This is a genomic window from Methylobacterium sp. A52T (genome assembly GCF_053346095.1).
Genome location: NZ_JBKFBI010000017.1, coordinates 17,385 through 43,508, shown reverse-complemented (window position 1 = coordinate 43,508; position 26,124 = coordinate 17,385). Strand labels below are relative to the sequence as shown.

Genomic DNA, 26,124 nt, shown 5'->3' with positions numbered 1-26,124 from the left:
ACGCGGGACGACATGCCAGGTACGCCACGCGCCGGGATCATCCCGGTCACGCCCTTCCAGCAGAATTGCACCCTGATCTGGGATGACGCCACCAAGGTCGGCGCCGTCGTCGATCCCGGCGGCGACCTCGACCGGATCGAGGCGGCGATCCGCGAGCAGGGCGTCACCGTCGAGAAGATCCTGCTGACCCACGGGCACGTCGACCACGCCGCCGGCGCCGACGAACTGCGCGAGCGCCTCGGCGTGCCGATCGAGGGCCCGCACCAGGCCGACAAGTTCCTGCTCGATTCCCTGCCCGAGACGGCGGCCAATTACGGCCTCGGCGCCGCCCGGCCCGTCACGCCCGACCGGTGGCTCGACGAGGGCGACGCCGTGACGGTCGGCGGGCTCGGCTTCGACATCCTCCACTGCCCCGGCCACTCGCCCGGCAGCGTCGTGTTCGTGAGCCGGGACGCGCGCTTCGCCCTCGTCGGCGACGTGGTGTTCAAGGGCTCGGTCGGCCGCACCGACCTGCCCGGCGGCAACCACGAGCAGCTCATCCGCGCCATCAAGGACAAGGTCCTGCCGCTAGGCGACGACGTCGCCTTCATCCCCGGCCACGGACCGACCAGCACCCTCGGCGCGGAGCGCGTGTCCAACCCCTTCCTGCAGGATTGACGCGCATGGACAGGCGCCGCATCGGCCGCTCCGACCTGACGGTCGCGCCGTTCTGCCTCGGCGGCAACGTCTTCGGCTGGACGGCCGACGAGGCCGCGTCCTTCGCGATCCTCGACCGGTTCGTCGAGAGCGGCTTCGACTTCATCGACACCGCCGACGTCTACTCGCGCTGGGCCCCCGGCCACGTCGGCGGGGAGTCCGAGACGGTGATCGGCAAGTGGCTCGCGGCCCGTCCGGGCGCGCGCGACCGGATCGTCCTGGCGACCAAGGTCGGCATGGACCTGGGCGAGGCCGGCAAGGGCCTCTCGGCGGCCCATATCGAGCGGGCCTGTGAGGCCTCGCTGCGGCGCCTCGGGGTCGAGCGGATCGACCTGTACCAGTCGCATCTCGACGACGCGGCGGTGCCCCTCGAGGAGACCCTGCGGGCCCACGAGCGCCTGATCGCGGCCGGCAAGGTGCGGGCGATCGGCGCCTCGAACTACACCGCGACCCGGCTCGCGGAAGCGCTGGCGGTCTCGGCCTCCGCGGGGCTGACGCGCTACGAGTGCCTGCAGCCCGATTACAGCCTCGCCCAGCGCGGCTACGAGGCCGAGCTCGAGCCGCTCTGCCGGGCCGAGCAGATCGGCGTGATCGGCTACTTCTCCCTGGCGGCCGGCTTCCTGACCGGCAAGTACCGCAGTGCCGACGACGCGGCGGGGCGCCCGCGGGAGAACCGGGTCGCCAAGTACCTGAACCCCCGCGGCCTCGCGCTGCTCGACGTCCTCGATTCGGTCGCGCAGGCCCACGGCGCGAGTCCGGCCCAGGTCGCGCTCGCCTGGATCATCGCACGCCCCGGCATCACCGCGCCCATCGCGAGCGCCACCTCTGTGGCGCAGCTCGACGAGCTGCTCGGCGCCGTCCGGCTGACGCTCGCGCCCGGGGCGATCGACCGGCTGGATGCGGCGAGCGCGGGCGGCATCGAGGGCTAACGCAGCGTTAAGCGACGGGCGTCACAAAAGCGACGGGACGGGCCCGCCGCAGACCCGTAAAATCGTGCAATCTCAACGCGGAACCCCTATATCAGGCGGACCAAGCGAGAGTTCAGGCGCGGGCGCCCGAGGGCGCATCTGCCACCGACGCGATCAGGCCCGCCTGCCGAGGAAGTTCATGGCCGACACCCCCCAGACCGAGCCCGCCGATTACGGCGCGGAATCCATCCGCGTGCTGAAGGGCCTCGACGCCGTCCGCAAGCGGCCCGGCATGTATATCGGCGACACCGACGACGGCTCCGGCCTCCACCACATGGTGTACGAGGTCGTGGACAACGCCATCGACGAGGCCCTGGCCGGCCACGCAGACCTCGTCACCGTGACCCTCAACGCCGACGGCTCCTGCACGGTCTCCGACAACGGGCGCGGCATCCCGGTGGACATCCACAAGGAGGAGGGCGTCTCGGCGGCCGAGGTCATCATGACCCAGCTGCACGCCGGCGGTAAGTTCGACCAGAACTCCTACAAGGTCTCCGGCGGCCTGCACGGCGTCGGCGTCTCGGTGGTGAACGCCCTGTCGTCCTGGCTGCGCCTGCGCATCTGGCGCAACGACAACGAGCACGCGATGGAGTTCCGCCACGGCGACGCCGTGGCGCCCCTGGAGATCATCGGGCCCGGGAACGGAAGGCGCGGCACGGAGGTCACCTTCCTGCCGTCGACCGACACCTTCACGATGATTGAGTTCGACTACGGCACGCTGGAGAAGCGCCTGCGCGAGCTCGCCTTCCTCAATTCCGGCGTCCGCATCGTCCTGACCGACGCCCGCCACGCCGAGAAGAAGCGCGAAGAGCTGTACTACGAGGGCGGCATCGAGGCCTTCGTCCGGTACCTCGATCGATTCCGCAAGCCGATCGACGGGATGACGAGCCCCGTCGTCGTCAGCTCCGAGCGGGACGGGATCCGCGTCGAGGTCGCGTTCTGGTGGAACGACTCGTTCAACGAGACGGTCCTGCCCTTCACCAACAACATCCCGCAGCGCGACGGCGGCACGCACATGGCCGGCTTCCGCGCGGCCCTGACCCGGCAGGTCACCGGCTACGCCGAGTCGTCGGGCATCGCCAAGAAGGAGAAGGTCTCGCTCACCGGCGAGGATTGCCGCGAGGGCCTCACCGCGGTCATCTCGGTGCAGGTGCCGGACCCGAAATTCTCGTCGCAGACCAAGGACAAGCTCGTCTCGTCCGAGGTGCGCCCGGCCGTGGAGAACGTGCTCAACGAGGGCCTGTCCACGTGGCTCGAGGAGAATCCGAGCCAGGCCCGGTCGGTGATGGGCAAGGTCGTGCTGGCGGCCTCAGCCCGCGAGGCCGCCCGCAAGGCGCGCGAGACCGTGACCCGCAAGGGCGCGCTCGACATCGCCTCGCTGCCCGGCAAGCTCGCCGACTGCCAGGAGCGGGACCCGACCAAGTGCGAGATCCTGCTGGTGGAGGGCGATTCCGCCGGCGGCTCGGCCAAGCAGGGCCGCGACCGGACGTTCCAGGCCGTGCTGCCCCTGCGCGGCAAGATCCTCAACGTCGAGCGCGTGCGCGCCGACCGGATGCTGTCCTCGGCCGAGATCGGCACCCTGATCACGGCGCTCGGCGCCGGGATCGGGCGCTCCTCCACGGACCGGGAGGGCTTCAACCCGGAGAAGCTGCGCTACCACCGCATCATCATCATGACCGACGCGGACGTGGACGGTTCGCACATCCGCACGCTGCTGCTCACCTTCTTCTTCCGACAGATGCCGGAGCTGATCGAGCGCGGCCACCTCTACATCGCGCAGCCGCCGCTCTACAAAGCCGAGCGCGGCCGCCGGGCGATCTACTTGAAGGACGAGCGCGCCCTCGAGGATTACCTGATCGATCAGGGCACCGACGGCGCGGTGCTGCGACTCTCCACCGGCGCGGAATTCGCCGGGGCGCAGCTCAAGAGCCTCGTCGAGGAGGCCCGGACGTTCCGGAGCATCCTGCAGGGCCTGCACACGCGCTACGACCGCTCGGTGGTCGAGCAGGCGGTGCTGGCCGGCGCCTTCGATGCCGAGGCGGCGTCGCGGGCGGGTGAGGCCGAGGTCCTGGCCGACATGACCGCCCGCAGGCTCGACGCCATCGCCGACGAGATCGAGCGGGGCTGGCAGGGCGAGTCGTTCGAGGGCGGCTATCGCCTCAGCCGGACGCTCCGGGGCGTTCGCCAAGTCTCGACCCTCGACGCCGGCCTGATCACCTCGCAGGAGGCCCGGCGCCTCTCCGAGCGGGCCGACGCCTTCCGGGAAATCTACGGCGAGCCGGCCACGCTGATGCGGAAATCCGACGAGACGGTGCTGCACGGGCCCGTGGCGCTCTTCGAGGCCGTGATGGCCTTCGGCCGCAAGGGCCTTCAGCTCCAGCGGTACAAGGGCCTCGGCGAGATGACCGCCCAGCAGCTCTGGGAGACCACGCTCGACCGCGACGTGCGCTCGCTGCTGCAGGTCAAGGTCAAGGACGTCACCGATGCCGACGACCTGTTCGTGAAGCTGATGGGCGACGTGGTCGAGCCGCGGCGCGAGTTCATTCAAGAGAACGCGCTGAGCGTCGCGAACCTGGACGTGTGACGCGCACCGCCGCGGGCTGCGCGCCCGCGAGTCCTAGCTTGCTCCGACGACCGCGAAGGGATCGATCAGCCCGCACCGGATGCAGCAGTAGACGAGCTCCACGTCCGAGCTGACGCCGAGCTTCGATTTGATGGCGTAGTGATAGTTCGCGACGGTCTTGGGCGAGAGGCTGAGATCGGCCGCGATCGCGTCCGTGTGCCGCGCGTCGAGGATCATCCGCAGGATCTCAAATTCCCGAGGCGACAGCTGGTCGATCGGGGACGTCTCCTCCGCCAGCCGGCTCGCGGCCAGCAGGTGTGAGATCTCCGCGCACAGGGTCAGCTTGTTGTTGAACACGCTCCGCACCGCATCGATCAGGAGATTTGAAGCGCTGCTCTTGGTGATGTAACCGCGGGCGCCGGCGCGTATGGCCTGGAGCGCGTAGCTCACCGCGGCATGCACGCTGAAGACGAGGATGCGGGCGCTCGGATCCACCTGCCGGATCTGACGGATGGCGTCGATCCCCCCGCGGCCGGGCATGCTGATGTCCATGATGACGACGTCCGGCTGAACCATGCGGTAGGCGCGATAGGCCTCCGCGCCGTCCCCGGCCTCGGCGGCGACCTCCATGTCGGGCTGCCGCTCCAGGAGCCGCCGATAGCCCTCCCGCACGACGGCGTGATCGTCGACGAGCATCACGCGTATGCGCCGTTTGGTCATGACACCTCTTCGCTCGCGAGCGCGGCGTGAAAGCGGACCCGCAGGCGGAACCCGCCGCCCGGGGACGTTTCCGTCACGATCTGCCCTCCGAGCGCGTGGACGCGATCGCGCATGCCGAGCAGGCCGAGACCGGAATGCGGGCGCTCCAGCGCCTCCACGGGGGCGCCGCTCCCGTCGTCCGTGAGGATCAGCTGGACCTCGGCGCCGCCGGCGGTCTCCGCGACGTTCAGCGCGATCGCGACGGTGCGCGCGGCCGCGTGGCGGACGGCGTTGGTGAGGCCTTCCTGGACGATCCGGTAGATATGGGCCGCCGCGTCGGAGGGCAGGCGATCGGCCTGCGCGTCGGCCGCGAGCGTGACGTGGATCCGGCCCCCGGCGCGTTGCGCCTGGGCGGCGATCAAGCTCCGGAGCGCGACCCGCAGCCCGAGATCGTCGATCTCCGGCGGCCTGAGTGCGGACAGGGTGCTCCGGAGCGCGCGCACGGCGTCCGACGCCATGGTGGCGAGTTCGGCACTCTCGGCCGCGACCGAGGGTGACGAAGAGCGCGCGCCCTCCTGGATCGACCGGGCGAGAAGGCTCAACGCCGTCAGACGCTGGGCCACGTCGTCGTGCAGTTCGAGCGACAGCCACCGCCGCTCCTGCTCCTGGGCATCGATCAGCCGGCGCGCCAGCTCGGCACGTTCCCGCGTGGCGATTTGGAGATGGTCGGCGAGCTGATTGAAGACCGTCGCGATGCGTCGGAGCTCGCGCAGGCGGAGGCTCGGCAGACGCCACGCGAGGTCGCCCTTCGCGACGCGATCGATACCGACCAGGATCTCGTTGGCGGGACGCAGCGCGTGCGCCACCGCGCCGTAGACCAGCACGCACAGGACGACGGTCATGGCCGCGAGTGCGCCGGACACCTGCTTCAGCACGATCCACGCCGACCCGACGACCGCGTCGGGATCGATGTCCGCCTCGACGATCCCGATCCGCGACCCCTGATGCTCGAGCGGCAGGCTGACGGTGGATCCGGCGAAGAAGAGGAACCGGTAGAGGGTCGCGAACCAGTCGGGTGCGGCGCGCGCGTGCGCCTCGACGCCCACGCAGCTCGACCGCGTCGGACCGGCCTCCGCCGGGATCAGCTGCACGCACTGGCCCGGTTGCAGAGCGTACCGGGTGACGATCTCCCAATCCGGGAAGCGTTGGGGAATGTCGGCCGCCCGTTCGATTCGCAGGAGCTGGAGGCGGAGCTGCTTGTGCACCTCATCGGCCGTCTCGGCGTTCCGCTGTCGGGTCTTCGCCGCGACGTCGTGCATCGCGTAGGCGGCCGCTCCGGCAGCGCAGAGGATCGCGATCAGCGCGATGCGGCCGACGAGGGCCCATTTGAGATCCAGCTCGCGCGCGTCCCAGACGGCCAGGACCTGCTTGAGCCCGAAGGGTGTCACCCGTGTTCTCCCGAAAGGCCGAGAGTACGCGAGCCCGCGACCGTGTTGGAAGGGTCCGCGGCAAGGTCGTGCGATTTGCCCAGGTCGGTACGGGCGTTCTGCCGTAGCGGGTCCGAAGGCGCGCGGTCTAACAGGACGGACCCTGTCGCGAGCGCCGCCGACAGTAACGGCAGGTCGGCGTCAGCGGACAGGTTCGATCCGGGCTCGCCCCAGCGCCGATCTGGAGATTGTCGATGCGTTTGCGCCAGAGCTGCTGTCTCGTCCTCTTCCTCGCATGCCTCGCGCCGGACGCGCGCGCGGGCGAGATGGTCATGGTCACCGGTGAAGACGCCGTCCAGTGGCGCGCCGCGCCGCCCTCCCTCCTGAAGGGCAGCGAGATCAGCATCATCGCCGGCGATCCGGACAAGCCCGGACCGTTCACGCTCAGGCTCCGGTTCCCGCCGAACTACGTCATCGCTCCGCACACGCACGCGACCGACGAGAGCGTGACCTTGCTGTCCGGCACACTCGTCCACGACATGGGGAAGACGATCGACGCGAGCCGGGGTCAGTCTTTCCGGCAGGGTGCCTTCCTGTATCTGCCGGCCAAGATGCCCCACGCGCTCTGGACGACGCGCGACCCGGCCGTGATCCAGGTCTCGGGAACAGGGCCCTTCGGGCTCGACTACGTCAATGCCTCCGACGATCCGAGGAAAACGCGCTCGGACAAGTGATCGCCGACGGGGGTTCGATCCGCGCGCGACCGTCGCTCCGACCCGCCGCAGACGCCCTCGAGAGGCCAGATCGCGCGCGGCGCGCCGACATGGCGACGCCGCCGGTCATCGAGGCGACCGCCCTGTCCCACCCGGCCGACGTGACGGCGACCGCGGCCTGCGTCGACCTCTGCCGCGCCCGAGGCAGCGCGCGGGCGTTCCGCCCGTCCGTGCGCGCCGAGGACGGACTGGATCCGCGCCGCCGCCGTCACCGACCGGCGCCAGGACTGCACAGCCCGAACGGGCCGCGACGCTCAGAGGGTCGTGGAGGCCTCGATCCTAAGCCCCGCGACCACCAGCAACAGCCGGGCGCCGTGCGCGGCGATCCGCGAACGGGCCACCGGTAAGCTGGAGCGGGCGCGCGACCTGTAACAATCGTCGCCGCCGCGAGCACGCGCGCGGGCCGAGCGCATGATCATCCTCGGCTCTCGCAGTGTAAGCCTTGCTAATCGACCCTCGACACGCGCATAAGCCCCAGCTCGACGGCCGGAGAGATGCAGTCGTGAGCACGCCGCACACGCTCGTTCGGTTTCTGAAGGCCAACGCGTTCTTCGCTGAGCTTGGTCCGGAAGCGATCGAGACCATCGCCGGGCTCTGCACGACGCGCAGCCTCGCGCGACACGAGATCCTCTTCCAGAAGGGCGATCCGGGCGATGCCCTCTACGCGGTGCGGCGCGGGCAGATCCGGATCGGGGCCGGCTCCGACGACGGGCGCGCGGTCACCCTCAACCTGCTCGGGCCGGGCGACGTCTTCGGCGAGATCGCCTTCCTCGACGGCCATCCACGGACCGCCGAGGCCGTGGCGCTCGAGCCGGCCGACCTGTTCGTCGTCGAGGGGCGGGCCTTCCTCAAGCTCCTCCACGGCGATCCCGCCCTGGCGGTCCGGATCATCGGCCTGCTGTGCCAGCGCCTGCGCTGGATGAGCGCGCGCATGGAGGAGGCGACGCTGCTGCCGCTCGACATGCGCCTGGCCCGGCGCCTGATCATGCTGTCGGAGGATTACGGCGCGGAGATCCAGGTGACGCAGCAGGAACTCGCGGCCTTCGTCGGCGCGGCGCGGGAGAGCGTGAACCGCGTCCTGCAGGACTGGCAGAGATCCGGCCTCATCGATCTCGGCCGCGCGCGCGTCACCGTGCGGGCCTCACACCGACTCGTCGCGCTCGGCGCGCGGGCGCAGACATGATCGGAGCGACAGGGCTTCACCGCATGAGAACGACAGCGCGCCTGGCGGCCATAGCCGCCCTCACCCTCGCGGCGTCGAGCGCCGCGGCGCAGACGCGATGCACGGAGACGACGCGCTTCGATCCGCCCTTGCGGATCCTGCACTGCGCCGACGGCCTGACGCTCGAAACCGAGCGCGCGGGCAGCCTGCGCCCCGTGGGGCCGGACGGTGACGGACATCTCAAGGGCGCCGAGATCGGCGGCAACGCGGTCTTCGTCACCATCCCGGCGAGCCGCCGCGTCCGCCGCGACGGCTTCCAGATCCTCACCCCCCACGCGGTGGCCTCGGTGCGGGGCACGGTCTACGCCGTCGACGTGACGCGGGCGCGCACCTCCGTCTTCGTGGCGCAGGGACGGGTCGACGTCGCCCGGCGCAGCACCCCGCAGGTCGCCGTCACGCTCGGGCCGGGCGAGGGGGTCGACGTCGATGACGGCCGCGACCGTCTGGAGGTCCGGCGCTGGCCCCAGGAGCGCGTCAGGAGCCTGCTCGAGCGGTTCGGGCGTTGAGCGAGGCCGGTCGGCCGGCGGCTCCGACGCCCGACCGGACCTTCCGGCTGGCGCGGCGCTTCTTCCTGCTCGCCGCGTCGCTCGGCGCGCTCGCCTGGGGCGCCTGGCTCGGCCATCTCCATCTCGCCGGGCGCGCGACGCCCCTCGATCGCCTGGAATCCGCCCTCACGGACCTGCGCCTGCGGCTCGCCGGCCCGCGCACGCCCCCGGCCAACCTCACGGTGGTGGCGATCGACGACGCGACGGTGCGGCGCGAAGGCGGCTTCCCGGTCTCGCGGACCACGATGGCGCGGCTCGTCGAGCGGGTGGCGGAGGCCCGCCCGCGCGTGATCGCCGTCGACGTGCTCTTCCTCGAGGCGGGGCGGCAGCCGGAGGCGGACAGCGCGCTCGCCGTCGCCCTCGGGAAGACCACAGCGATCCTGGCTTCGGCTGCGGTCTTCGACGGGAGCGCCAGCGAGGACGGCATCCCGATCGCCACCGCGCTCCACCGACCGACGCCGAAGCTCGGCGAAGAGGTCGCGTCGGGCGTCGTCAACGTCGCCGAGGACGCCTCGGGCGTGCCCCGCCATCTCCCCCTGGTCGTGCGCACAGCCGACGGCGTCGCCGCGTCCTTCGTGCTGCGCGCGGCCGCCCTGGCGGCGCGCAGCGACCCCGTGCTCAGCAAGGGGCGGGTCCAGATCGGCGACCGCGCCCTGTCGCTGGACCTCGGCTACCACCTCCCGCTGCGCCCCTACGGTCCGCGACGCACGATCGCGACGGTGAGCGCGGCCGCCCTCCTCGACGGGACGGCGCCGGTCGCGGCGCTGTCGGAAGGCATCGTCGTGATCGGCGTCACCGCGCTCGGCGGCGGCGACACCTTCGCCACCGCGTTCGATCCCGTCTTGCCCGGCGTCGAGCTCCTCGCTACCGGCATCGCCCACCTCACCACGGGGGACGCCCTCGTCCGGGACGCCGGCGTGCGGCAGTGGGACGCCGCGGCTTCCGTCTTCTTGGCAGTCGGGTCCGCGCTCGCCATCGCGCTCCTGCCGCCGGGCCCGGGCCTGATCCTGGTCCTGCTCGCGACGGCAGGATGGCTCGCCGCGGGCGCCGTCGCATTCGCCCACGGCATCTGGCTGAGCGCCGCCCTGCCGCTCGCGGCGGTGGGGCTGCCGGCGCTGGTCTGCGCGGTCGGTCGCCAGACGCTCGAGCGCCGCCAGAGCGCGCGCGTGGCGCGGTCCGAGCAGGTGCTGCGGCGGATGCAGCCTGCCGCCCTGGCCGAGCGGCTCGCGCGCGAGCCGGGTTACCTCGCCGAGCCGGTCGCGCGCGACATCCCCGTGCTGTTCGTCGATCTCACCGGCTTCACGCGCCGGAGCGAGCAGCTCGGCCCGGCGCGGACGCGGGCGATGCTCAAGACGTTCCACGATCTCGTGGACGAAGCGGTGACCCTGCGCGGGGGCGTCGTGGTGAACTTCATGGGCGACGGCGCCATGATCCTGTTCGGCGCCCTCGATCCGGATCCGGACCAGGCGGCGCACGCCGTCCAGGCCGCGGAGGAGCTCATCGTCCGCACGCGCGCCTGGATCGCGGACAGCCCGGTCCTGCACGGGGCTGGGCCGGCCCTCGATCTGCGCATCGGCGCGCATTACGGGCCGGTGATCCTCTCGCGCCTCGGCAGCGACACCAACCAGCACATCACCGCGACGGGCGACACGGTCAACGTGGCGAGCCGCCTGCTGGCGGTCGCGGCAGACGCCCACGCCCGCCTGGCACTCAGCGCCGAGCTGGCGCACGCGGCCGGGATCGACCGTTCGGAGGACGCGTTCGAGAGCCGGACCGCGGCGATCCGCGGCCGCAGCCAGCCCCTCGAGGTCTGGCTGCGACACCCGCGCGCGACGACGTCCTAGCCGCTCCCCCCAGAGCGTCGCCGGCCGACCGGAGGATCACTCCGAAACTGTGACCCGGGTCACAGTCCACCCCGGGCTCTCCGGTGCATCGTCCCCGCATCGCAACGGAGACAACGCATGACGATCACCTCGACGAAGACCGCGATCCTGTCCTGTCTCGCCCTCGCCGCCCTGGGGACCGTGCCCGGACGAGCCGAGGCGCGCGGGTTCGGGCACGGAAGCTTCGGGCACCATGGCGGCTTCCATCACGGCTTCCACCACGGGGGCTTCCATTACGGCTTCCATCACCGCTTCGGCGGCCATGGCTGGTGGAGCCCGGCGGGCGGCTACGCCGCGAGCAGCTACTTCGGCGACTGTCACCTGTTCTTCAGCCCGGTGTGGGGCCGCTACGAGCGGGTCTGCCGCTGAGCCGTCACGCCGCGGGAGCAGCGGCCAGGCTGATCGGCAGGCGAGGGGATAACGACGCGCTTCCGGCCGCCCCGGGCGGCCGGACACCCTCGGGCCGCTGCTCCGCCGATCGCGCCAGTCGGGACCTCCGAGGAGCATCGCCCATGCATCGCCACGGTCTGCGCATTCTGCTCATCGACGATGACGCGGAGGTTCAGCGTGTCGTCTCCGGATACCTCGACGCGCACGGGATCGACGTGGTCCAGGCGTCGACGCGGGCCGAGGCGCGCGGAGCGCTCGCGGATCCGTCGCAGTTCAACCTCGTGGTGCTCAATCTCCGCCCGGGCGCGGAGAACGGCCTCGACCTGCTGCGGGCCCTGCGCGCGGTGAGCGATGTTCCCGTCATCCTGACGACGGCCCATCGCTGCGAGGAATTCGACCGCGTGCTCGGCCTCGAACTCGGCGCCGACGACTACATCGTCAAACCCTACGGCCTGCGCGAATTCCTGGCGCGCGTGCGCGTCGTCATCCGCCGCGTCGCGGCGCAGGCCTCGTCCCGACCGGCGGAGGCGCCGTGCCGGCGCTTCGACGGCTGGGTCCTGAACCGCCGACGCCGGCGTCTGATCAATCCCGACGGGGAAGAGGTCGTCCTGGGCAAGCGCGACTACGCGCTCCTGGCGGCGTTCCTCGACGCGCCACAGCGTCCGCTCAGCCGCGAGTACCTGCTCCAGGTCACCCGCGTCCACGACGACGTCTTCGATCGCTGCATCGACGTGCAGATCCTGCGGCTGCGCCGGAAGATCGAGCGCAGGCCCAGCGACCCGAAGCTCATCGTGACCGAACGCGGGGTCGGCTACGTCTTCGCCGCCGCGGTCGAGAGCACGTCCCACTAGGGCCGTCGCGAGCGGCGACCCCGGTCGAGAGAGGGGTGCGCGGCTCGCGCTCCCCCGTGGGCGACGGGCCGCGAAGGCGCGCGTCAGCCCTTCACCAGCTTGCACGTGCTCTCGGAGAGCGGCTGGAACGCCTGGTCGCCCGGGATCGTCTTCAGGATCTTGTAGAAGTCCCAGGGCCCCGTCGATTCCGCCGGGGACTTCACCTGGGCGAGGTACATGTCGTGCACCATGCGGCCGTCCGGGCGCAGCGTGGCGTTGCGGGCGAAGAAGTCCTGGATCGGCAGCTCGCCCATCTTGGCCATCACCTTCAGGCCGTCATCCGTGCCGGCGGCTTCGGCCGCCTTCAGGAAGTGGAGCACCGCCGAGTAATCGCCGGCCTGGACCATGATCGGCATCCGGCCGCCCATCCGGTCGCCGAAGCGCCGCGCGAAGGCGCGCGTCTGGTCGTCCATGTCCCAGTAGAAGCCCGTCGTGAGGATCATGCCCTGCGCCGCCGGCAATCCGACGGAGTAGATGTCGGTCAGGAAGATGTTGAGCCCGCCCAGCCTCTGGCCACCCTGCAGGATGCCGAACTCGCTCGCCTGCTTGATGGTGTTGATCGTGTCGGCGCCAGCGTTGGCCATGCCGATGATCTTCGCGCCCGACGCCTGTGCCTGCAGCAGGTAGGATGAGAAATCCGGATTGGGGAACGGGTGCTTGACCGACCCGAGCACCGTGCCGCCCTTGGCCTTCACGACCCGGGTGACCTGCGCCTCAAGATCGTGCCCGAAGGTGTAGTCGGCCGTGATGAAGAACCATGTGTTCTTCGGATCATCCGCCAGCGCCGCGGCGGTGCCGGCCGCGAGCGAGTGGGTATCCCACGACCAGTGGGCGCCGGTCGGCGAGCACGCGGCGTTGGTCAGCGCCATGGAGCCGGCGCCGGAGTTGATGTCGATCTTGCCCTTGCTGCGCGCGACCTCGCGCACCGCCAGCCCGGCGACCGAGGAATTGGTGTCGAAGATCGCGTCGACGCCCTCGGTATCGAACCACCGGCGCGCGATCGACGAGGCGATGTCCGCCTTGTTCTGGTGATCGGCGAAGACGAGCTCGACCTTCCGACCGTTGATCGGCCGTCCGAAATCCTCGACCGCGAGCTGCGCCGCCGTCACCGAGCCGCGGCCGGCCAGATCCGAGTAGCCGCCGGACATGTCGGTCAGGATGCCGATCTTGATGCCGCCATCCGCGTACTGCGCGGAGGCGGGCAGGGCGGTGAGGGCAGCGGCGCCGAACGCGGCGGCCGCCACCCAAGGACGACGGATCATTGTTTCCTCCCAATCTCTTGTTCTTCAGCGGCTGCCCCGTACCGGAAGGCCGCCTGTCCTTCGAAACCGCGTTCCCTCGGTCTCAGAGATAGCTGCGGCCGTCCAGGTAGGCCTTGCGCCAGCGCCGGATCTCGACGCGCTCGAAGAGCCCGACCTTGTAGAACGGGTCCGCGTGGATGAGCGCCTCGGCCTCCGCGCGGGTCTCGACGTCGACGACGTAGAGGCCGCCGCCGGCGTCGCTCCCGTCGTCGTTCAGCTTCGCGCCGCAGGCCAGGAGCCGGTCCTTGATCCGGTCGAGGTAGACGAGATGCTCCGCGCGGTTCGCCCTGCGGACGTCCAGGCTCCCGGCCTTGTCGAAGGTCTCGATCATGTAAGGCATGGCGGTGGTCCGGTCAGTTGGCCGCGATCGCGGAGGGATGCTGCGCCAGCGGCGTCACGCTGATCGCCATATACGGGTAGAGCGGTAGCGAACTCAGGACTTCGTGAAGTTCATCATTTCCCGCCACGTCGAAGACACTGTAATTGGCGTACTGCCCGGCGATGCGCCAGAGATGCCGCCATCGGCCATCTTGCTGGAGCTTCTGGGCGTAGGCCTTCTCCTCGGCCTTCAGGCGAGCCGCCTCCTCCTTCGGGAGGGACGCCGGAATGTTGACCTGCATGTGGACCATGTAGAGCATGACGTCGAACCTCTGCCGCCGGTCGTGCCGGGGCGTTTGACCTGCGGTCTGCTGCGTCGCGAAGCGCCGGACGACGCCGACACGACGCCGAGACGCGGCCTAGACGCGGCCGAGACCGGCGCGGGGCTGCCGTACGCGCCGCGGCGCCCGATGGCCAGACCGGATCAGGCATCGGCCCGGATCAGGTCGGCGGCCTTCTCGGCGATCATGAACACCGCGGCCTGCGTGTTGCCGGAGACGATGCGCGGCATGATCGAGGCATCCGCCACCCGGAGGCCGGCCACGCCGCGCACGCGCAGGCCGGGATCCGTGACCGAATCCGGGTCGTCGCCCATGCGGCACGTGCCGCAGATGTGGTAGATCGTCTGGCCGTCGCGGCGGGCGAAATCGAGCCAGTCCGCGTCGGTCCGGCAGTCCGGGCCGGGGTTGAGCTCGGCCCCGCGGAAGCGCTCCATCGGCGCCTGCGCGACGATGGCGCGGGCGATCTTCATGCCCTCGACCATCGCCCGGCGATCCTCCGCGGTGGCGAGGAAGTTCGGGCGGATGGCGGGGGGCGCGAGCGGGTCGGGCGACGCGGCGTGGATCGTCCCGCGCGATTCCGGTCGCAACTGCGTGACGCCGATCGTCATGCCGGGTAGGCGGTCGAGCTTGCGCTCGGCGGCGTTGGCGTAGCTCGCGTGCATGAAGAAGTACTGCACGTCGGGCCCGTCGAGCCCCGGCCGGGTGCGCACGAAGCCGTGGGCGAGACCGGTCCCCAGCGCCAGGATGCCCTGCCGCGTCGCGAGGTAGCGCGCCGCCGCGAGGCCGAGGCGCAGGCCGCGGGTCTGCTCGTTCAGCGTCACCGGCAGGCGCACGCGCCAGTTCATGCGCGTGCAGTAATGGTCCATGTAGTTGGCACCGACGCCGGGGAGGGCGCGCCGCACGGCGACGCCGAGCCCTCCGAGGATCGCCGGATCGCCGAGGCCGGACAGTTCCAGGATCTGAGGGGTCTGGGCCGCCCCCGCGGCGAGGATCACTTCCCCGCGGCAGTGAAAGAGCCGCTCGCGGCCGCCGACCAGAACGGCGACGCCGCTCGCCCGGTCCGCGTCGAAGGTCAGCCGCAGGACGTGCGCGTCGGTCACGACGGCGAGGTTCGGGCGGGCCAGGGCCGGCCGCAGATAGGCATCGGCGGCGCTGACGCGCCGGCCGCGCCGCTGGTTCACCTGGTAGTAGCCGAAGCCGTCCTGGCTCTCCGCGTTGTAGTCGGGATTGCGCGGGTAGCCTGCCGCCTGCGCGGCGGCGATGAAGGCCTCCGCGATCGCCGGCCGCTCGGCCACTTCCGTCAGCGGCAGCGGACCGCCGCGGGCGCGCAACGGTTCGCGGCCGCCCTCGTAATCCTCGAGCCTGAGGAAATAGGGGAGCACGTCCGAGAATCCCCAGCCGCGGCACCCGGCCTGCGCCCAGGCATCGTAATCCTGCGGCTGTCCGCGCACGTAGATCATGCCGTTGATCAGCGTCGACCCGCCGAGGCCCTTGCCCCGCGGGACCGCGATCACCCGGCCGCCGGTCGCCGCCTCGGGCTCGGTCCGGAACCGCCAGTTGTAGGATGGGTGCTGGAGCAGGCGGCTGAAGCCGGCCGGGATCGCGACCCAGGGGCTGCGCGCCCGCCCCCCCGCCTCGAGGAGCAGGACCCGGTGCGTCCCGGACTCGGTCAGGCGGCTGGCCAGGACGCAGCCCGCGGTGCCGCCGCCCACGATCACGTAGTCGAACGCGCCGGCCGCGACGGCGTCGATGTCGGTCGGTCCCACGGTGCGCCCCAAGCTCAGTCCCCGGTTCCCGCCTCAGAGGGCGCCCATGTGGCGGGCCATCAGGGCGATCTGACACTCCAGCATCGGCAGGCCCTTCTGGACGCGGCAGCCCGCCGTCAGCGCGGCCGCGAGCAGGGGCGTGGTCTCCGGATCCATGATCGCCTCGGCGACGAACTGGCCGGCGTGGAGGACGGCCAGGTCGAAGGGGGCGGCGTCCTGCGGGCGCATCCCGAGCGACGTGCCGTTGACGAGGAGATCGTGCTCCGCCTGGCCGCCTTCGGCCGCGATCGCCAGCCCGGGATAGGCGGCGCGCAGGCGCTCCGCCAGCGCTCGGGCGCGGTCGGCGGTGCGGTTCAGGATCGTCAGGCGGGCGACACCGGCCTCGGCGAGCGCGAAGGCGATGGCGCTCGCCGCGCCGCCGGCCCCCGCCAGCGCCGCGCTCCGGCCGCGCGGCTCCAGGCCCGAGGCGCGCAGCGCCTCGACGAAGCCGATCCCGTCGAGCATCGTGCCGACCATGCGCCCGTCCGCCTCCCGCCGGACGCAGTTGACCGCCCCGATCTGCTCGGCTTCGCGGGTGAGGGCGTCGCACAGGCCGGTCATCGCGGTCTTGTGCGGGACCGTGGCGATGAAGCCGCCGAAATTGCGCAGCTGCCGCAGCCCGTCCATCACGGCGGCGAGGCCGTCCGCCGCCACGTGCAGCGGGACGAGGACGCCGTCCACGCCGTGGCGGGCGAAGAGCGCCCCCATCACCTCGGGCGCCTTCACGTGATAGATCGGGTCCGCCAGGATCCCGTAGACCCGGGTCCGCCCGGTGATCCCGGTCGCGGTGACCGCGCTGCTCATGGCCGTCCTCCCGTCCATCGCCTGTCCCGACCGGTCCCGGCTCACGTCATGTAGAGGCCGCCGGCGACGTCGACGGTCTGGCCGGTGACGAAGCTGGCCTCGGCGGAGGTCAGGTAGAGGGCGAGATCGGCGACTTCCTCGGGAGCGCCGAGCCGGCCCATCGGGGTCAGGCGGACCTGCTCGTCGTTGACGGCGCGGCCCACCGCCCGGACCATCGGGGTCTCGATCCGCCCCGGCGCGATCGCGTTGACGCGGATGCCGAACGGACCGAGCTCGGCCGCGAGGTGCTTGGTGAGCCCGATCAGCCCGGCCTTCGAGGCCGCGTAGTGGCAGGCGACGATCGGCGAGTGGGTCTTGCCCGCCACCGACGACATGTTGACGATCCAGCCGCGCCCGGCCGCGCACATCGCGGGCGCCAGCGCGCGGACGGTGTTGAACGCCCCCGTCAGGTTGACCCCGACGACGCGGTTCCACTCCGCCGGATCCATCTCCCAGACCCGGTGGGCCGCCCCGTCGTGCTTGGGCGAGATGCCGGCGTTGTTGACCACCGTGTCGAACGCGCCGCCCATCGCGGCGGCGGCCTCCGACAGGGCCGCCTCGACCGCCGCGTAGTCGGCGACGTCGAGGCGCAGCGGCAGGGCGCGACCGCCCCCGCCCTCGATCGCCGCGACGGTCGCCGCGACGTCGTCCGGGTTCACGTCGGCCACGCCCACCAGGGCGCCCCGCGCGCCGAACCCCTCCGCGATCGCCCGGCCGATCCCGCGGCCGGCCCCCGTGACGAGGACGCGCCGTCCGGCGTGGCTCGGGCGCCGCGCGATCGCCTCGGGGTTCGTCTGCCGCTCGGTCATCTCAGATCCCCAGATAGGCGCGTCGGACGTGGTCGTTGTCGAGCAGGGCCGCGGACGCGTCGGCGAGGACGATCTCGCCGTTCTCCAGAACGTAGCCCCGGTCGGCCACCTGCAGCGTGTGGAACACGTTCTGCTCGACGATCAGGACGGTGGCGCCGGTCTTCACGATCCGGTCGACCACCGCGAAGACCTGCGCCACCACGATCGGCGCGAGGCCCAGCGAGGGCTCGTCGAACATCAGGAGCCTGGGACGGGCCATCATCCCGCGGGCGATGGCCACCATCTGCTGCTCGCCGCCCGAGAGGGAGCCGGCGTTCTGGTCGAGGCGCTCGCGCACCCGCGGGAACAGGTCGAGCACGTCCGCGAGCGTCTCCGACTGGCGCTCGCGCGCCGCGCGGCGGTAGGCGCCCATCAGCAGGTTCTCCCGCACCGTCATCTCGGGGAAGAGCTGGCGCCCCTCCGGGATCAGGGTGACGCCGCGCGCCACCATCTCGTGGCCCGAAAGCCGGGTGACGTCCTCGTCCTCGAACAGGATCCGGCCGCGGGTGGGCTTCACCAGGCCCGCGATGGTCCGCAGCGTCGTCGTCTTGCCGGCCCCGTTCGCGCCGACGATCGTCACCACCTCGCCGGCGCGCACCTCGAGCGAGACGGCGTGCAAAATGCTGGTCGCGCCGTAACCGGCATCCACGCGCTCAAGCGTGAGCATGGGCGAACTCCTTGCCGAGATACGCCTCGATCACGGCGGGGTCGCGCACCACGTCCTGCGGGCTGCCCTGGGCGATGATCTGCCCGGAACTCAGGACGATCACCCGGTCGGAGAGCGCCATCACCGCCTGCATGACATGCTCGATCGCGATGATGCTGACGCCGGTGTCGCGGATCGACAGCATCAGGTCGATGGCGCGGCGCACGTCGGTCTGGTTGATGCCGGCCATGACCTCGTCGAGCAGCAGCACGCGCGGGCGCATCGCCATCACGCGGGCGACCTCGAGCCGCTTGAGGCCCCCGATGGTGAGGCCGCGCGCCTCGCTCCCGAGCCAGGGCGCGAGCCCCATCCGCTCGGCGGTCTCGCGCGCGACCGCCCGGGCCTCGCGGACGTCGCTGTGGCGGTGGAACGCGCCGACCATGATGTTCTCCTCGACCGTCATGGCCGCGAAGGGCTGCACGATCTGGAAGGTGCGGCCGACGCCGAGCGTCGCGAAATCCGACGGCCGGCCCGGCCGGTGCCACGTCCCATCCGGCGCTCGGACGCTCACCGTGCCGGCATCGGGCTTGAGGAAGCCCGAGATCATGTTGAAGACGGTGGTCTTGCCCGCGCCGTTCGGGCCGATCAGGCCGAGGATCTCGCCCTCCCGGAGCGTGAAGCCGACATCGTTGGTGACGTGCAGGCCGCCGAATCGCTTCTGCAGGCCCTCGACCCGGATCAGGTCCGCGCCGACCGGCGGCCGCTCCGGGGCCCGCGGAACGGCCGGAACCGACGCCGCCTGCGCGCCGCGGCCGCCCGCGCGGGCCCGCGCGAAGCGGGACACGAGACCCATCAGCCCGTTGGGCAGGAACAGGACGACGAGCACCAGAACGAGGCCGTAGACGAGTCCGTGGAGACCCAGGGCCTTCGCCCCGAGCCAGCCGCGGGCCAGCTCGGTGATCGGCACGAGGAGCAGCGCGCCGAGGAGCGGCCCGAACACCGTGCCGAGTCCGCCGATCAGCGCGAACATCGCGATCTGGATCGACAGGGTCAGCGAGAACATCGCCGCCGGCTCGATGAAGGTCAGGTACATGGCGTGGAAGGTGCCGACCATCGCGGTGAGCGCCCCCGACACCGCCACGGCGACGAGCCGCACCCGCACCGTGCGCACGCCCGCGGCGCGCGCGGCCGATTCCCGCTCGCGGGTGGCGACGAGGTAGAAGCCGATCCGGTGGCTGCGCATCCACCACGCGACCGCCAGGGTCAGCAGGAGGAGACCGAAGGCGATGGCCAGCGGCGGCCAGCGGTCCCGGAACACCATCCACGTCCAGCCGAACTTCAGCGGGATCATCAGACCGGTGGCGCCGCCGGTCAGGTCCCGGAAATGCAGTGCCAGGACGCGGAAGACCTCGAGGAAGGCGATGGTCGCCAGCGAGAAGAACGGTCCGTGCAGCCGGAAGCACGGGTAGCTGATCGCCAGCGCCACCAGCACGGCGAGGCCGGCGCCGGCCACCATGCCGATCCACGGGCTGATCCCGGCGCCGACGAGCAGCATCCCGCAATAGGCGCCGAGGCCGTAGAAGATGCCGTGGCCCAGGGAGAGCTGGCCGGCGTAGCCACCGACGATGTTCCAGGCGGTCGAGAGTGAGGCGAAGACGCAGATCGTGATGAAGACGTGGTAGATGAACGGGTTGCCGACCGCGACCGGCACCGCCACCAGGGCCGCGAGGACGAGCGCCAGCGCCGCCGCGCTCCTGCGCGGGAAGGCGGACGATGCGGCGGACGGTGCGGCTGTCGGGGCCGCGGACGGTGCTGCGGCGAGCGGGATATCGGTCATCGCGGGCTCCCTCACGGCGAGACGTGGGACAGCCGGAGCTGCCGCCCGAAGAGGCCCGAGGGCTTCAGGATCAGGATCGCCAGGAACACGCCGAAGACCGCGACCTCGCGCATGTCGGCGCCGACGTAGAAGCCCGTGACGCTGTCGATCAGGCCGATCAGGATCGCCCCGACGAAGGCGCCGTGGATGGAGCCGAGGCCGCCGAGCACGACGACCACGAAGGCGATCAGCACGAAGTAGGTGCCGCTGTTGGGCGAGGTCGGGTAGAGCGGCGCGATCAGCACCGCCGCCACCCCGACGCAGGCCGCGCCGATGCCGAAGGTCAGGGCGTAGATCCGGTCGACGTCGATGCCCATCAGCTCGGCCGCGGCGCGGTTCTGGGCGACCGCGCGGATCGCCCGGCCGGTGCGGGTGCGCGCCAGGAACATCTGGAGCCCCGCCACCAGCACGATCGCGGACCCGAGGATCACCACCTGCCCCAGCAGCACCCGGACCGGGCCGATCTCCAGCGGCTGGCGCAGACCCGACGGCGGCGTGTTGGCGATGTCGGCCCCGAAGACGAGGAGGGCGAGGTTGATCAGTACCGTCGACAGGCCGACCGTGGCGAAGATCTGGATGTGATGGTCGCCCGCGGCGAGCAGCGGCTGGATCAGGAACCGCTGGGTCAGGGCGCCCAGCAGGAACAGGACCGGCACGACGAGGATCACCGCCGCGAAGGGGTGCAGCCCGAGCCCGGACACCGCGAGATAGGTCAGGTACATCCCGACCATCAGGAACTCGCCGTGGGCGAAGTTCACGACCTTCACGATGCCGAAGATCAGGGTCAGCCCGACGCTGACGATCGCGAACAGGCCGCCGAGCATCACCCCGTTGGCGAGCACTTGGAGGAAGACGTCCATCCCCGATCTCCGTGGACCTGCGTGACGGCGGCGCTGTTACCTTCGGAGACCTGCGGTTACTTGCGCATCTCCATCGGCGCGACGGCGGCGCTGTCGGGATAGACCGTGACGAGCTTGCCGCCCTGCCACTGCATGCCCATCATCGCGGCGCGCTCGTTCTGGTTGTTCTTGCCGAACTTGAACCCGTAGCCGACCGCGGTGACGCCGTCCTTCACGTCGATGGCCTGGACGGCCTTGACGATGGTGTCGGGCTCGAAGCCCTTGGCCTTGCCGATGGCCTCGAGGATGAGCTTGGCGCCGACGTAGTTGTTCAGGGAGTGCCCGGAGCGGGGGGCGCTCCCGTACTTCTTCTGGTAGGCCGCGACGAAGTTCTCGATGCCGGGCGTGTACTTCGTGTTGACGAGGTACTGTGTGAAATCCGTGTCGAGCACGCCCTCGATGACCTTGTGGCCGACCGCGTCGGCGGTGGGCTGCATCGAGTACCCGCCGCCGCCGCCGATGATGGCGCCCGGCTTGAAGCCCGCCTCGTTGGCCTGCTGCAGGAACAGCACGGAATCGTTCTGGTAGGACGTCTGGAGCAGGACGTCGATGCCGCGCCCCTTCAGGTCGAGGACGAGGGAGGACATGTCGACCGTCGAGGCCGGGTAGCCCTGCGCGGTCACGACGTTGAGCTTGGCCTGAGCGGCGAACTTCTTCTGGAAGCCCGCCACCGAGGTGCCGTAGCTCGAATCCTCGTAGATGATGCCGATCTTCAGGTCCTCGGGCTTCTTGCCGAGCCCGGCGGCGACCTTGTTGACGATCATCTCCACCGCGAGCTTGGCCATGTCCTCGGCCGTCGGGTTGGTGCGGTAGAGGTACTGCAGCCCGCGCCCGGTGACCTCCTCGGCCACCGCGCCGAGCTCGAAATACGGGATGCCGGACAGCTCGGCCACCTGGCTCGCGGCGATGGAGCGGGCGGACGAGTAGGAGCCGAAGATCGCCGCCACCTTCTCCAGGGAGATCAGGCGGCGCGCCTCGCCGATCGCCTGGTTGTTGTCGACGGCGTCGCCGCGGGCGAGCACCACCTTCTGCCCCTGGACGCCGCCGGCGGCGTTGATCTCGTCGACGGCGATCTCGACGCCCCGGGCGCTCTCCTCGCCGAGCAGGGCGAGCTGCCCGCTGAACGGGAAGAGCGCGCCGAACTTCACGTCGGCGGCCCGGGCCGTCGTCGGTCCCGCCGCCTGGGCCGCGGCGCCCAGCACGAGGGCGGCGGCGAGTGCACGCGCCAGAACTCTCATCGTTTCCTCCCGTGTCAGTCGTCGACCCGGCGCTTCGCGCGCCTTCCGGTCGGGTCAATCGTCGGCGTCAGTAGGCGAGGGCGTCCTTGCCCTCGAAGCTGGTGATCGGCGGGTAGGCGCGCTGGTCGGTGATCACGTCGATCACCGTCACGGCGCCGCCCGCGAGCGCGTCGCGCAGCGCCGGTGCGAGATCCTCGGGGCGCTCGACCCGCGTCCCGGCACAGCCGCAGGCCCGCGCGATGGCGGCGTGGTCGACCGCCTCGAAGTCGCAGACGTCGGTGAAGTCGCCGAACAGGCTCAGCTCCGCGTGCTTCTGGTAGCCGAGGATCTGGTTGTTCAGGACGACGACGATGACCGGCAGCCGCATGCGCCGCGCCGTCTCCAGCTCCGACCAGACGTGGCCGAAGCCGCCGTCGCCGGTCACGCAGATCACGGGCGCGTCCGGGCGGGCGGCCTTGGCGCCGAGGGCGAAGGGCAGGCCCCAGCCGAGGCCCGCGATGCCGCGCGGCGTCAGGAACCGCTGGCCGGCCTTCCGCGCCGTCAGGAAATTGGCGATCCAGATCGAGGCGTAGCTCGCGTCGGCGACGACGACGGTCTCGGCGGTCGTGACCGCGTCGATCTCCGCCATGATCCGCTCCGGGCGGATCGGCGCGGCCTCCATGTCGACGAGGCGGGCCATGTCGCCGGCCTGGGCCTCGCGGGCGCGGGCGATCGTGTCGGCGAGCGGCGCGCGGCGGCCCTCCAAGCCCGCGAGGTCGCGCTGCCGGAGCGCCCCGGCGAGGGCGGCGAGGGTCAGCTTGGCGTCGCCGACGAGGCGCAGGGCCTCGTAGTTGCGGCCGACCTCGCCCCCGTCGACGTCGAGATGGATGAAGCGGGCGTCCGCCGGGTAGAGCGACCAGCTGTCGGTGCCGTTCTGGTTGGTGCGGTTGCCGACGAGGAGGACGACGTCGGCCTCCGTGACGAGGCTGCGCAGGTGGGACGAGCGCGCCCGCGGCGCCATGAAGTACCCGACGACGCCGACGGAGAGCGGGTCGGTCTCGGCGACGGCGCCCTTGCCCATCACCGTCGTGGCGACCGGCAGCCCGAGACCCTGCAGGGCGGCGAGTTCCGGGTAGGCCCCGGAGGAATGGACGCCGCCGCCCGCGATCACGAGGGGACGCCGCGCGGCGGCGATCAGGTCCGCGGCCTCGGCGATCCGGGCCGGGTCGGCGACCGTGCGGTCGAGGGGATAAGTGCCCAGGCTCGCCGACCGGCGCGGCGCGGCGGCCTCGAGGTCCGGCCGCTCGTCGAGGAGGTCCAGGGGCACCAGCAGCACCGCCGGCCCGGGCCGCCCGGAGGCCGCGGCCGCGAAGGCCATGTCGACGTAGTCGTCGATGCGCTCGGCGATCGCGACCCGGCGGACCCACTTGGCGACGCCCGCGAACAGGGCGAGATGGTCCAGTTCCTGGAAGGCGTTCCGGTCGGTGAAGCGGCGGTGGACGTCCTGGACGATCGCCACGACCGGGATCGAGGCCTTCAGGGCTTCCGCGAGGCCCGGCACCAGAAGGGTCGCGGCGGGACCGTTCTGGGCCGCGACCACCGCGACCCGGCCGGAGATCCGCGCGTAGGCGTCGGCCATGGCGGCGCCCGCGTTCTCGGTGCGGTAGCCGATCTGGCGGATGCCGTGATGCGGCGCGGCCAGGAACAGCGCCGAGGGGATGCTCTGGCCGAACACGTCGCGGACGCCGTGCCGGTGGAGCGCGGCCGCGAGGGCGTGGGCGCCGGTCATGTTGGCGCGCTCGGACATCTCGGACATCAGCGGCTCCCCTGCGCGGCGTCGCCCATCGACAGGACGATCTTCCCGATATGCTGACCCGCATCCATGCGGGCATGGGCCTCCGCGACCCGCTCGAACGGGAACACGGAATCGATCGGCGGCCGCGCCCGGCCCGCCGCGAGCAGCGGCAGGACGTGCTCGGCGAGGGCCTCGGCGAGGCGCGCCTTCAGGGCCACCGGCCGGGCGCGCAGCGTCGAGCCCGTGAGCGTCACCCGCTTCATCAGCAGCGGCTGGAAGTCGATCTCCGCCACCCGCGAGCCCTGCTGGAAGGCGATCTGCGCGATGCGCCCGTCGACCGCCACGGCGTCGAGGTTGCGGGCGATGTAGGGGCCGCCGACCATGTCGAGGATCACGTCGGGCCCGCTCCCGCCGGTGGCGGCCTTGGCGGCGGCGACGAAATCCTCCCGCCGGTACTCGATGGCGGTGTCCGCGCCGAGCGCCAGGCAGGCCGCGCATTTCTCGGGCGAGCCCGCGGTGACGATCACCCGGGCGCCCCGCGCCTTCGCTAGCAGGATCGCCGTGGTGCCGATGCCCGAGGAGCCGCCGTGGATCAGGAGGCTCTCGCCCGCTTGCAACCGGGCGCGCTCGAAGACGTTGCTCCAGACGGTGAAGTAGGTCTCGGGGATCGCCCCCGCCTCGACCGCCGGGAGGCCCTCCGGCACGGGCAGCGCGACCGCCTCGTCGACCACGGCCCACTCGGCGTAGGCGCCGCTATGGACCAGCGCCATCACCCGGTCCCCCGTCCGGAAGCGCCCCGCGCCGGGCCCGAGCGCCTCGACGATCCCGGCGAGTTCGAGCCCGAGCACGTCCGAGGCGCCGGGCGGCGGCGGGTAGCGGCCCTCGCGCTGCATCACGTCCGGACGGTTGATGCCCGCGGCCTCGACGCGCACGAGCACCTGGCCCTGGCCCGGCTCCGGGCGCGGACGCTCGACGATCCGGAGGACCTCGGGACCGCCCTGTCCGTCGGCGATCACGGCCCGCATGCCCCTGCTCATCGCTCCGCCTCCCGGCTCGCCGCCGCTTCCGGGAGAAGCAGCACCTTCATGGCCTGCCGGCTGCGCGCCAGCTCGAACGCCGCCCCGGCTTCCGCGAGGGGGCGGCGGTGGGTGATCAGCGCCTCCAGCGTCCCGGCATGCGCCGAGAGGAGCGCGAGCGCGGCGTCGAAGGCGCGCGCCGTCGTGTCGTGCGCCGCGCGCAGCTGCTTCTTGCTGCGCACGAAACTCGTCAGGTCGAGGTCGAGGGAGCCGGAATGGATGCCGGCCACCACCATCACGCCGCCCGAGCGCAGGACGGCCATCCCGTCACCGACCGACCGGGCGGAACCGGTCGCCTCGATCACCCGGTCGGCCTCCCCGTCGAAGGCGCGCCGGACGGCGTCGTCCAGGCCGATGCCGGCGAGATCGACCGTGTCGCGGATGCCGATCCGCCGGGCGAGGTCGAGGCGCGCGGCGTCGTCGAGCCCGGCGAGCAGCACGTCCGCGCCCCGCTGCTGCGCCACGAAGGCGATGCAGAGGCCGATCGGGCCCGGCCCGAGCACCGCCACGCGGTCGCCGGGACCGACCTCCGCGACGTCCACCGCGTTGACCGCGACCGCCAGCGGCTCGGCCAGGGCCGCGACGGTCAGCGGCAACCCGTCCGGCAGGCGGCGGCAATTGTCGGCCGGGACGACGACCTGCTCGGCGAAGGCCCCGTCGGCGTGCAGGCCGACGACGCGTCGGCCCTGGCAATCCTGCGGCCGCGCGGCGGCGCAGGCCGCGCAGGCGCCGCACGGCACCGTCGGCCAGCAGGTGACCCGGTCGCCGACCGCGAGCGCGGTCACGCCGTCCCCCACCGCCCGGACCGTCCCGGCGAACTCGTGACCGAGAGTGACCGGCATGAAGGCGGTCATGAACCCGTAGCCCGGCGTCCACTCGAACGCGTGGACGTCGCTGCCGCAGATGCCGGCCGCGGCGACCGCGACGGTCACGCGTCCCGCGCCCGGAGCAGCGGGCGCATCGACGTGGACGAGGTCCGCCCCGAAGGCGGCGGTCGCCTTGCGCAACGCAAGCATTTCCGTCCCCTGTCTCCCGCCGAGCCTGTTGGCCCGGCGGCCTGCCCCGCGGCATCGGCCGTCGACGCAAGGCGTAATTTGTTATAA

Annotated in this window: 24 protein-coding genes; 9 read left to right on the top strand and 15 right to left on the bottom strand. The window is 71.7% G+C overall.

Annotation, left to right across the window (positions count from 1 at the left end; genetic code table 11):
• The first annotated feature begins 12 nt into the window (after positions 1-12).
• The 3 genes from ACLBYE_RS06735 (at position 13) to gyrB (ending at position 4,248) form a co-directional block, all read left to right on the top strand.
• Positions 13-657 carry an MBL fold metallo-hydrolase gene (locus tag ACLBYE_RS06735; protein ID WP_020091678.1) on the top strand — a complete coding sequence of 215 codons (645 nt, stop codon included), beginning with the start codon at positions 13-15 and terminating at the stop codon, positions 655-657.
• A gap of 5 nt (positions 658-662) precedes the next feature.
• Positions 663-1,625, top strand: a complete 963-nt coding sequence (locus ACLBYE_RS06730; RefSeq protein WP_447693557.1) for an aldo/keto reductase — start codon at positions 663-665, stop codon at positions 1,623-1,625.
• Between the two features lie 178 nt (positions 1,626-1,803).
• On the top strand, positions 1,804-4,248 hold the full coding sequence (gene gyrB / locus ACLBYE_RS06725; RefSeq protein ID WP_447693556.1) for a DNA topoisomerase (ATP-hydrolyzing) subunit B: 2,445 nt from the start codon (positions 1,804-1,806) through the stop codon (positions 4,246-4,248).
• 33 nt (positions 4,249-4,281) lie between these two features.
• Here gyrB and ACLBYE_RS06720 read toward each other — a convergent pair whose 3' ends face one another.
• Positions 4,282-4,947 (bottom strand): response regulator, encoded by a 666-nt coding sequence (locus ACLBYE_RS06720; protein ID WP_447693555.1) that lies wholly within the window; start codon positions 4,945-4,947, stop codon positions 4,282-4,284.
• Entirely contained in the window at positions 4,944-6,374 is a 1,431-nt protein-coding gene (locus ACLBYE_RS06715; protein WP_447693554.1) for a HAMP domain-containing sensor histidine kinase, read from the bottom strand. The genes ACLBYE_RS06720 and ACLBYE_RS06715 overlap by 4 nt, the downstream gene beginning before the upstream one ends.
• Before the next feature lie 311 nt (positions 6,375-6,685).
• Between ACLBYE_RS06715 and ACLBYE_RS06710 the strand changes: the two genes are divergently transcribed.
• The 6 genes from ACLBYE_RS06710 to ACLBYE_RS06685 all read left to right on the top strand — a co-directional run bounded on the left by ACLBYE_RS06710 (position 6,686) and on the right by ACLBYE_RS06685 (position 12,017).
• Complete coding sequence (locus ACLBYE_RS06710; protein ID WP_447693553.1) at positions 6,686-7,087, top strand: cupin domain-containing protein; 402 nt, start codon at positions 6,686-6,688, stop codon at positions 7,085-7,087.
• A gap of 541 nt (positions 7,088-7,628) precedes the next feature.
• The gene (locus ACLBYE_RS06705) at positions 7,629-8,309 is read left to right on the top strand and encodes a Crp/Fnr family transcriptional regulator (RefSeq protein WP_020091685.1); all 681 of its coding nucleotides are present in this window, start codon (positions 7,629-7,631) and stop codon (positions 8,307-8,309) included.
• 23 nt (positions 8,310-8,332) lie between these two features.
• Positions 8,333-8,854, top strand: coding sequence for a FecR domain-containing protein (locus ACLBYE_RS06700; protein WP_447693552.1), 522 nt, complete (start codon positions 8,333-8,335; stop codon positions 8,852-8,854).
• A complete protein-coding gene (locus tag ACLBYE_RS06695; RefSeq protein WP_447693551.1) occupies positions 8,851-10,737 on the top strand; it encodes a CHASE2 domain-containing protein in 1,887 nt (628 codons plus the stop codon). The genes ACLBYE_RS06700 and ACLBYE_RS06695 overlap by 4 nt, the downstream gene beginning before the upstream one ends.
• A 117-nt stretch (positions 10,738-10,854) precedes the next feature.
• A complete protein-coding gene (locus ACLBYE_RS06690; protein WP_447693550.1) occupies positions 10,855-11,145 on the top strand; it encodes a hypothetical protein in 291 nt (96 codons plus the stop codon).
• Positions 11,146-11,288: 143 nt separating this feature from the next.
• Positions 11,289-12,017 carry a winged helix-turn-helix domain-containing protein gene (locus tag ACLBYE_RS06685; RefSeq protein WP_447693549.1) on the top strand — a complete coding sequence of 243 codons (729 nt, stop codon included), beginning with the start codon at positions 11,289-11,291 and terminating at the stop codon, positions 12,015-12,017.
• A gap of 83 nt (positions 12,018-12,100) precedes the next feature.
• Here ACLBYE_RS06685 and ACLBYE_RS06680 read toward each other — a convergent pair whose 3' ends face one another.
• The 13 genes from ACLBYE_RS06680 to ACLBYE_RS06620 all read right to left on the bottom strand — a co-directional run bounded on the left by ACLBYE_RS06680 (position 12,101) and on the right by ACLBYE_RS06620 (position 26,037).
• Positions 12,101-13,318, bottom strand: coding sequence for an ABC transporter substrate-binding protein (locus ACLBYE_RS06680; RefSeq protein WP_447693548.1), 1,218 nt, complete (start codon positions 13,316-13,318; stop codon positions 12,101-12,103).
• An 82-nt stretch (positions 13,319-13,400) separates the two neighbouring features.
• Positions 13,401-13,697, bottom strand: coding sequence for a YciI family protein (locus tag ACLBYE_RS06675; protein ID WP_020091691.1), 297 nt, complete (start codon positions 13,695-13,697; stop codon positions 13,401-13,403).
• Positions 13,698-13,710: 13 nt separating this feature from the next.
• A complete protein-coding gene (catC, locus tag ACLBYE_RS06670; protein WP_020091692.1) occupies positions 13,711-13,995 on the bottom strand; it encodes a muconolactone Delta-isomerase in 285 nt (94 codons plus the stop codon).
• 164 nt (positions 13,996-14,159) lie between these two features.
• Complete coding sequence (locus ACLBYE_RS06665; RefSeq protein ID WP_447693569.1) at positions 14,160-15,782, bottom strand: GMC family oxidoreductase; 1,623 nt, start codon at positions 15,780-15,782, stop codon at positions 14,160-14,162.
• A gap of 33 nt (positions 15,783-15,815) precedes the next feature.
• Complete coding sequence (locus ACLBYE_RS06660) at positions 15,816-16,625, bottom strand: shikimate dehydrogenase family protein (RefSeq protein ID WP_447693547.1); 810 nt, start codon at positions 16,623-16,625, stop codon at positions 15,816-15,818.
• Between the two features lie 41 nt (positions 16,626-16,666).
• The gene (gene fabG / locus ACLBYE_RS06655) at positions 16,667-17,473 is read right to left on the bottom strand and encodes a 3-oxoacyl-ACP reductase FabG (RefSeq protein WP_447693546.1); all 807 of its coding nucleotides are present in this window, start codon (positions 17,471-17,473) and stop codon (positions 16,667-16,669) included.
• Position 17,474: 1 nt separating this feature from the next.
• Positions 17,475-18,179, bottom strand: a complete 705-nt coding sequence (locus ACLBYE_RS06650; protein WP_447693545.1) for an ABC transporter ATP-binding protein — start codon at positions 18,177-18,179, stop codon at positions 17,475-17,477.
• On the bottom strand, positions 18,166-19,995 hold the full coding sequence (locus ACLBYE_RS06645) for a branched-chain amino acid ABC transporter ATP-binding protein/permease (RefSeq protein ID WP_447693544.1): 1,830 nt from the start codon (positions 19,993-19,995) through the stop codon (positions 18,166-18,168). The genes ACLBYE_RS06650 and ACLBYE_RS06645 overlap by 14 nt, the downstream gene beginning before the upstream one ends.
• 11 nt (positions 19,996-20,006) lie before the next feature.
• Positions 20,007-20,894 (bottom strand): branched-chain amino acid ABC transporter permease, encoded by an 888-nt coding sequence (locus ACLBYE_RS06640; protein WP_447693543.1) that lies wholly within the window; start codon positions 20,892-20,894, stop codon positions 20,007-20,009.
• Between the two features lie 56 nt (positions 20,895-20,950).
• Positions 20,951-22,171, bottom strand: a complete 1,221-nt coding sequence (locus ACLBYE_RS06635) for an ABC transporter substrate-binding protein (RefSeq protein WP_056521413.1) — start codon at positions 22,169-22,171, stop codon at positions 20,951-20,953.
• Between the two features lie 67 nt (positions 22,172-22,238).
• Entirely contained in the window at positions 22,239-23,966 is a 1,728-nt protein-coding gene (locus ACLBYE_RS06630) for an acetolactate synthase catalytic subunit (RefSeq protein WP_447693542.1), read from the bottom strand.
• Complete coding sequence (locus tag ACLBYE_RS06625) at positions 23,966-24,982, bottom strand: NAD(P)H-quinone oxidoreductase (RefSeq protein WP_447693541.1); 1,017 nt, start codon at positions 24,980-24,982, stop codon at positions 23,966-23,968. Before ACLBYE_RS06625 ends, ACLBYE_RS06630 begins: the two co-directional genes overlap by 1 nt.
• The gene (locus ACLBYE_RS06620) at positions 24,979-26,037 is read right to left on the bottom strand and encodes a zinc-dependent alcohol dehydrogenase (protein WP_447693540.1); all 1,059 of its coding nucleotides are present in this window, start codon (positions 26,035-26,037) and stop codon (positions 24,979-24,981) included. Before ACLBYE_RS06620 ends, ACLBYE_RS06625 begins: the two co-directional genes overlap by 4 nt.
• Positions 26,038-26,124: the final 87 nt, after the last annotated feature.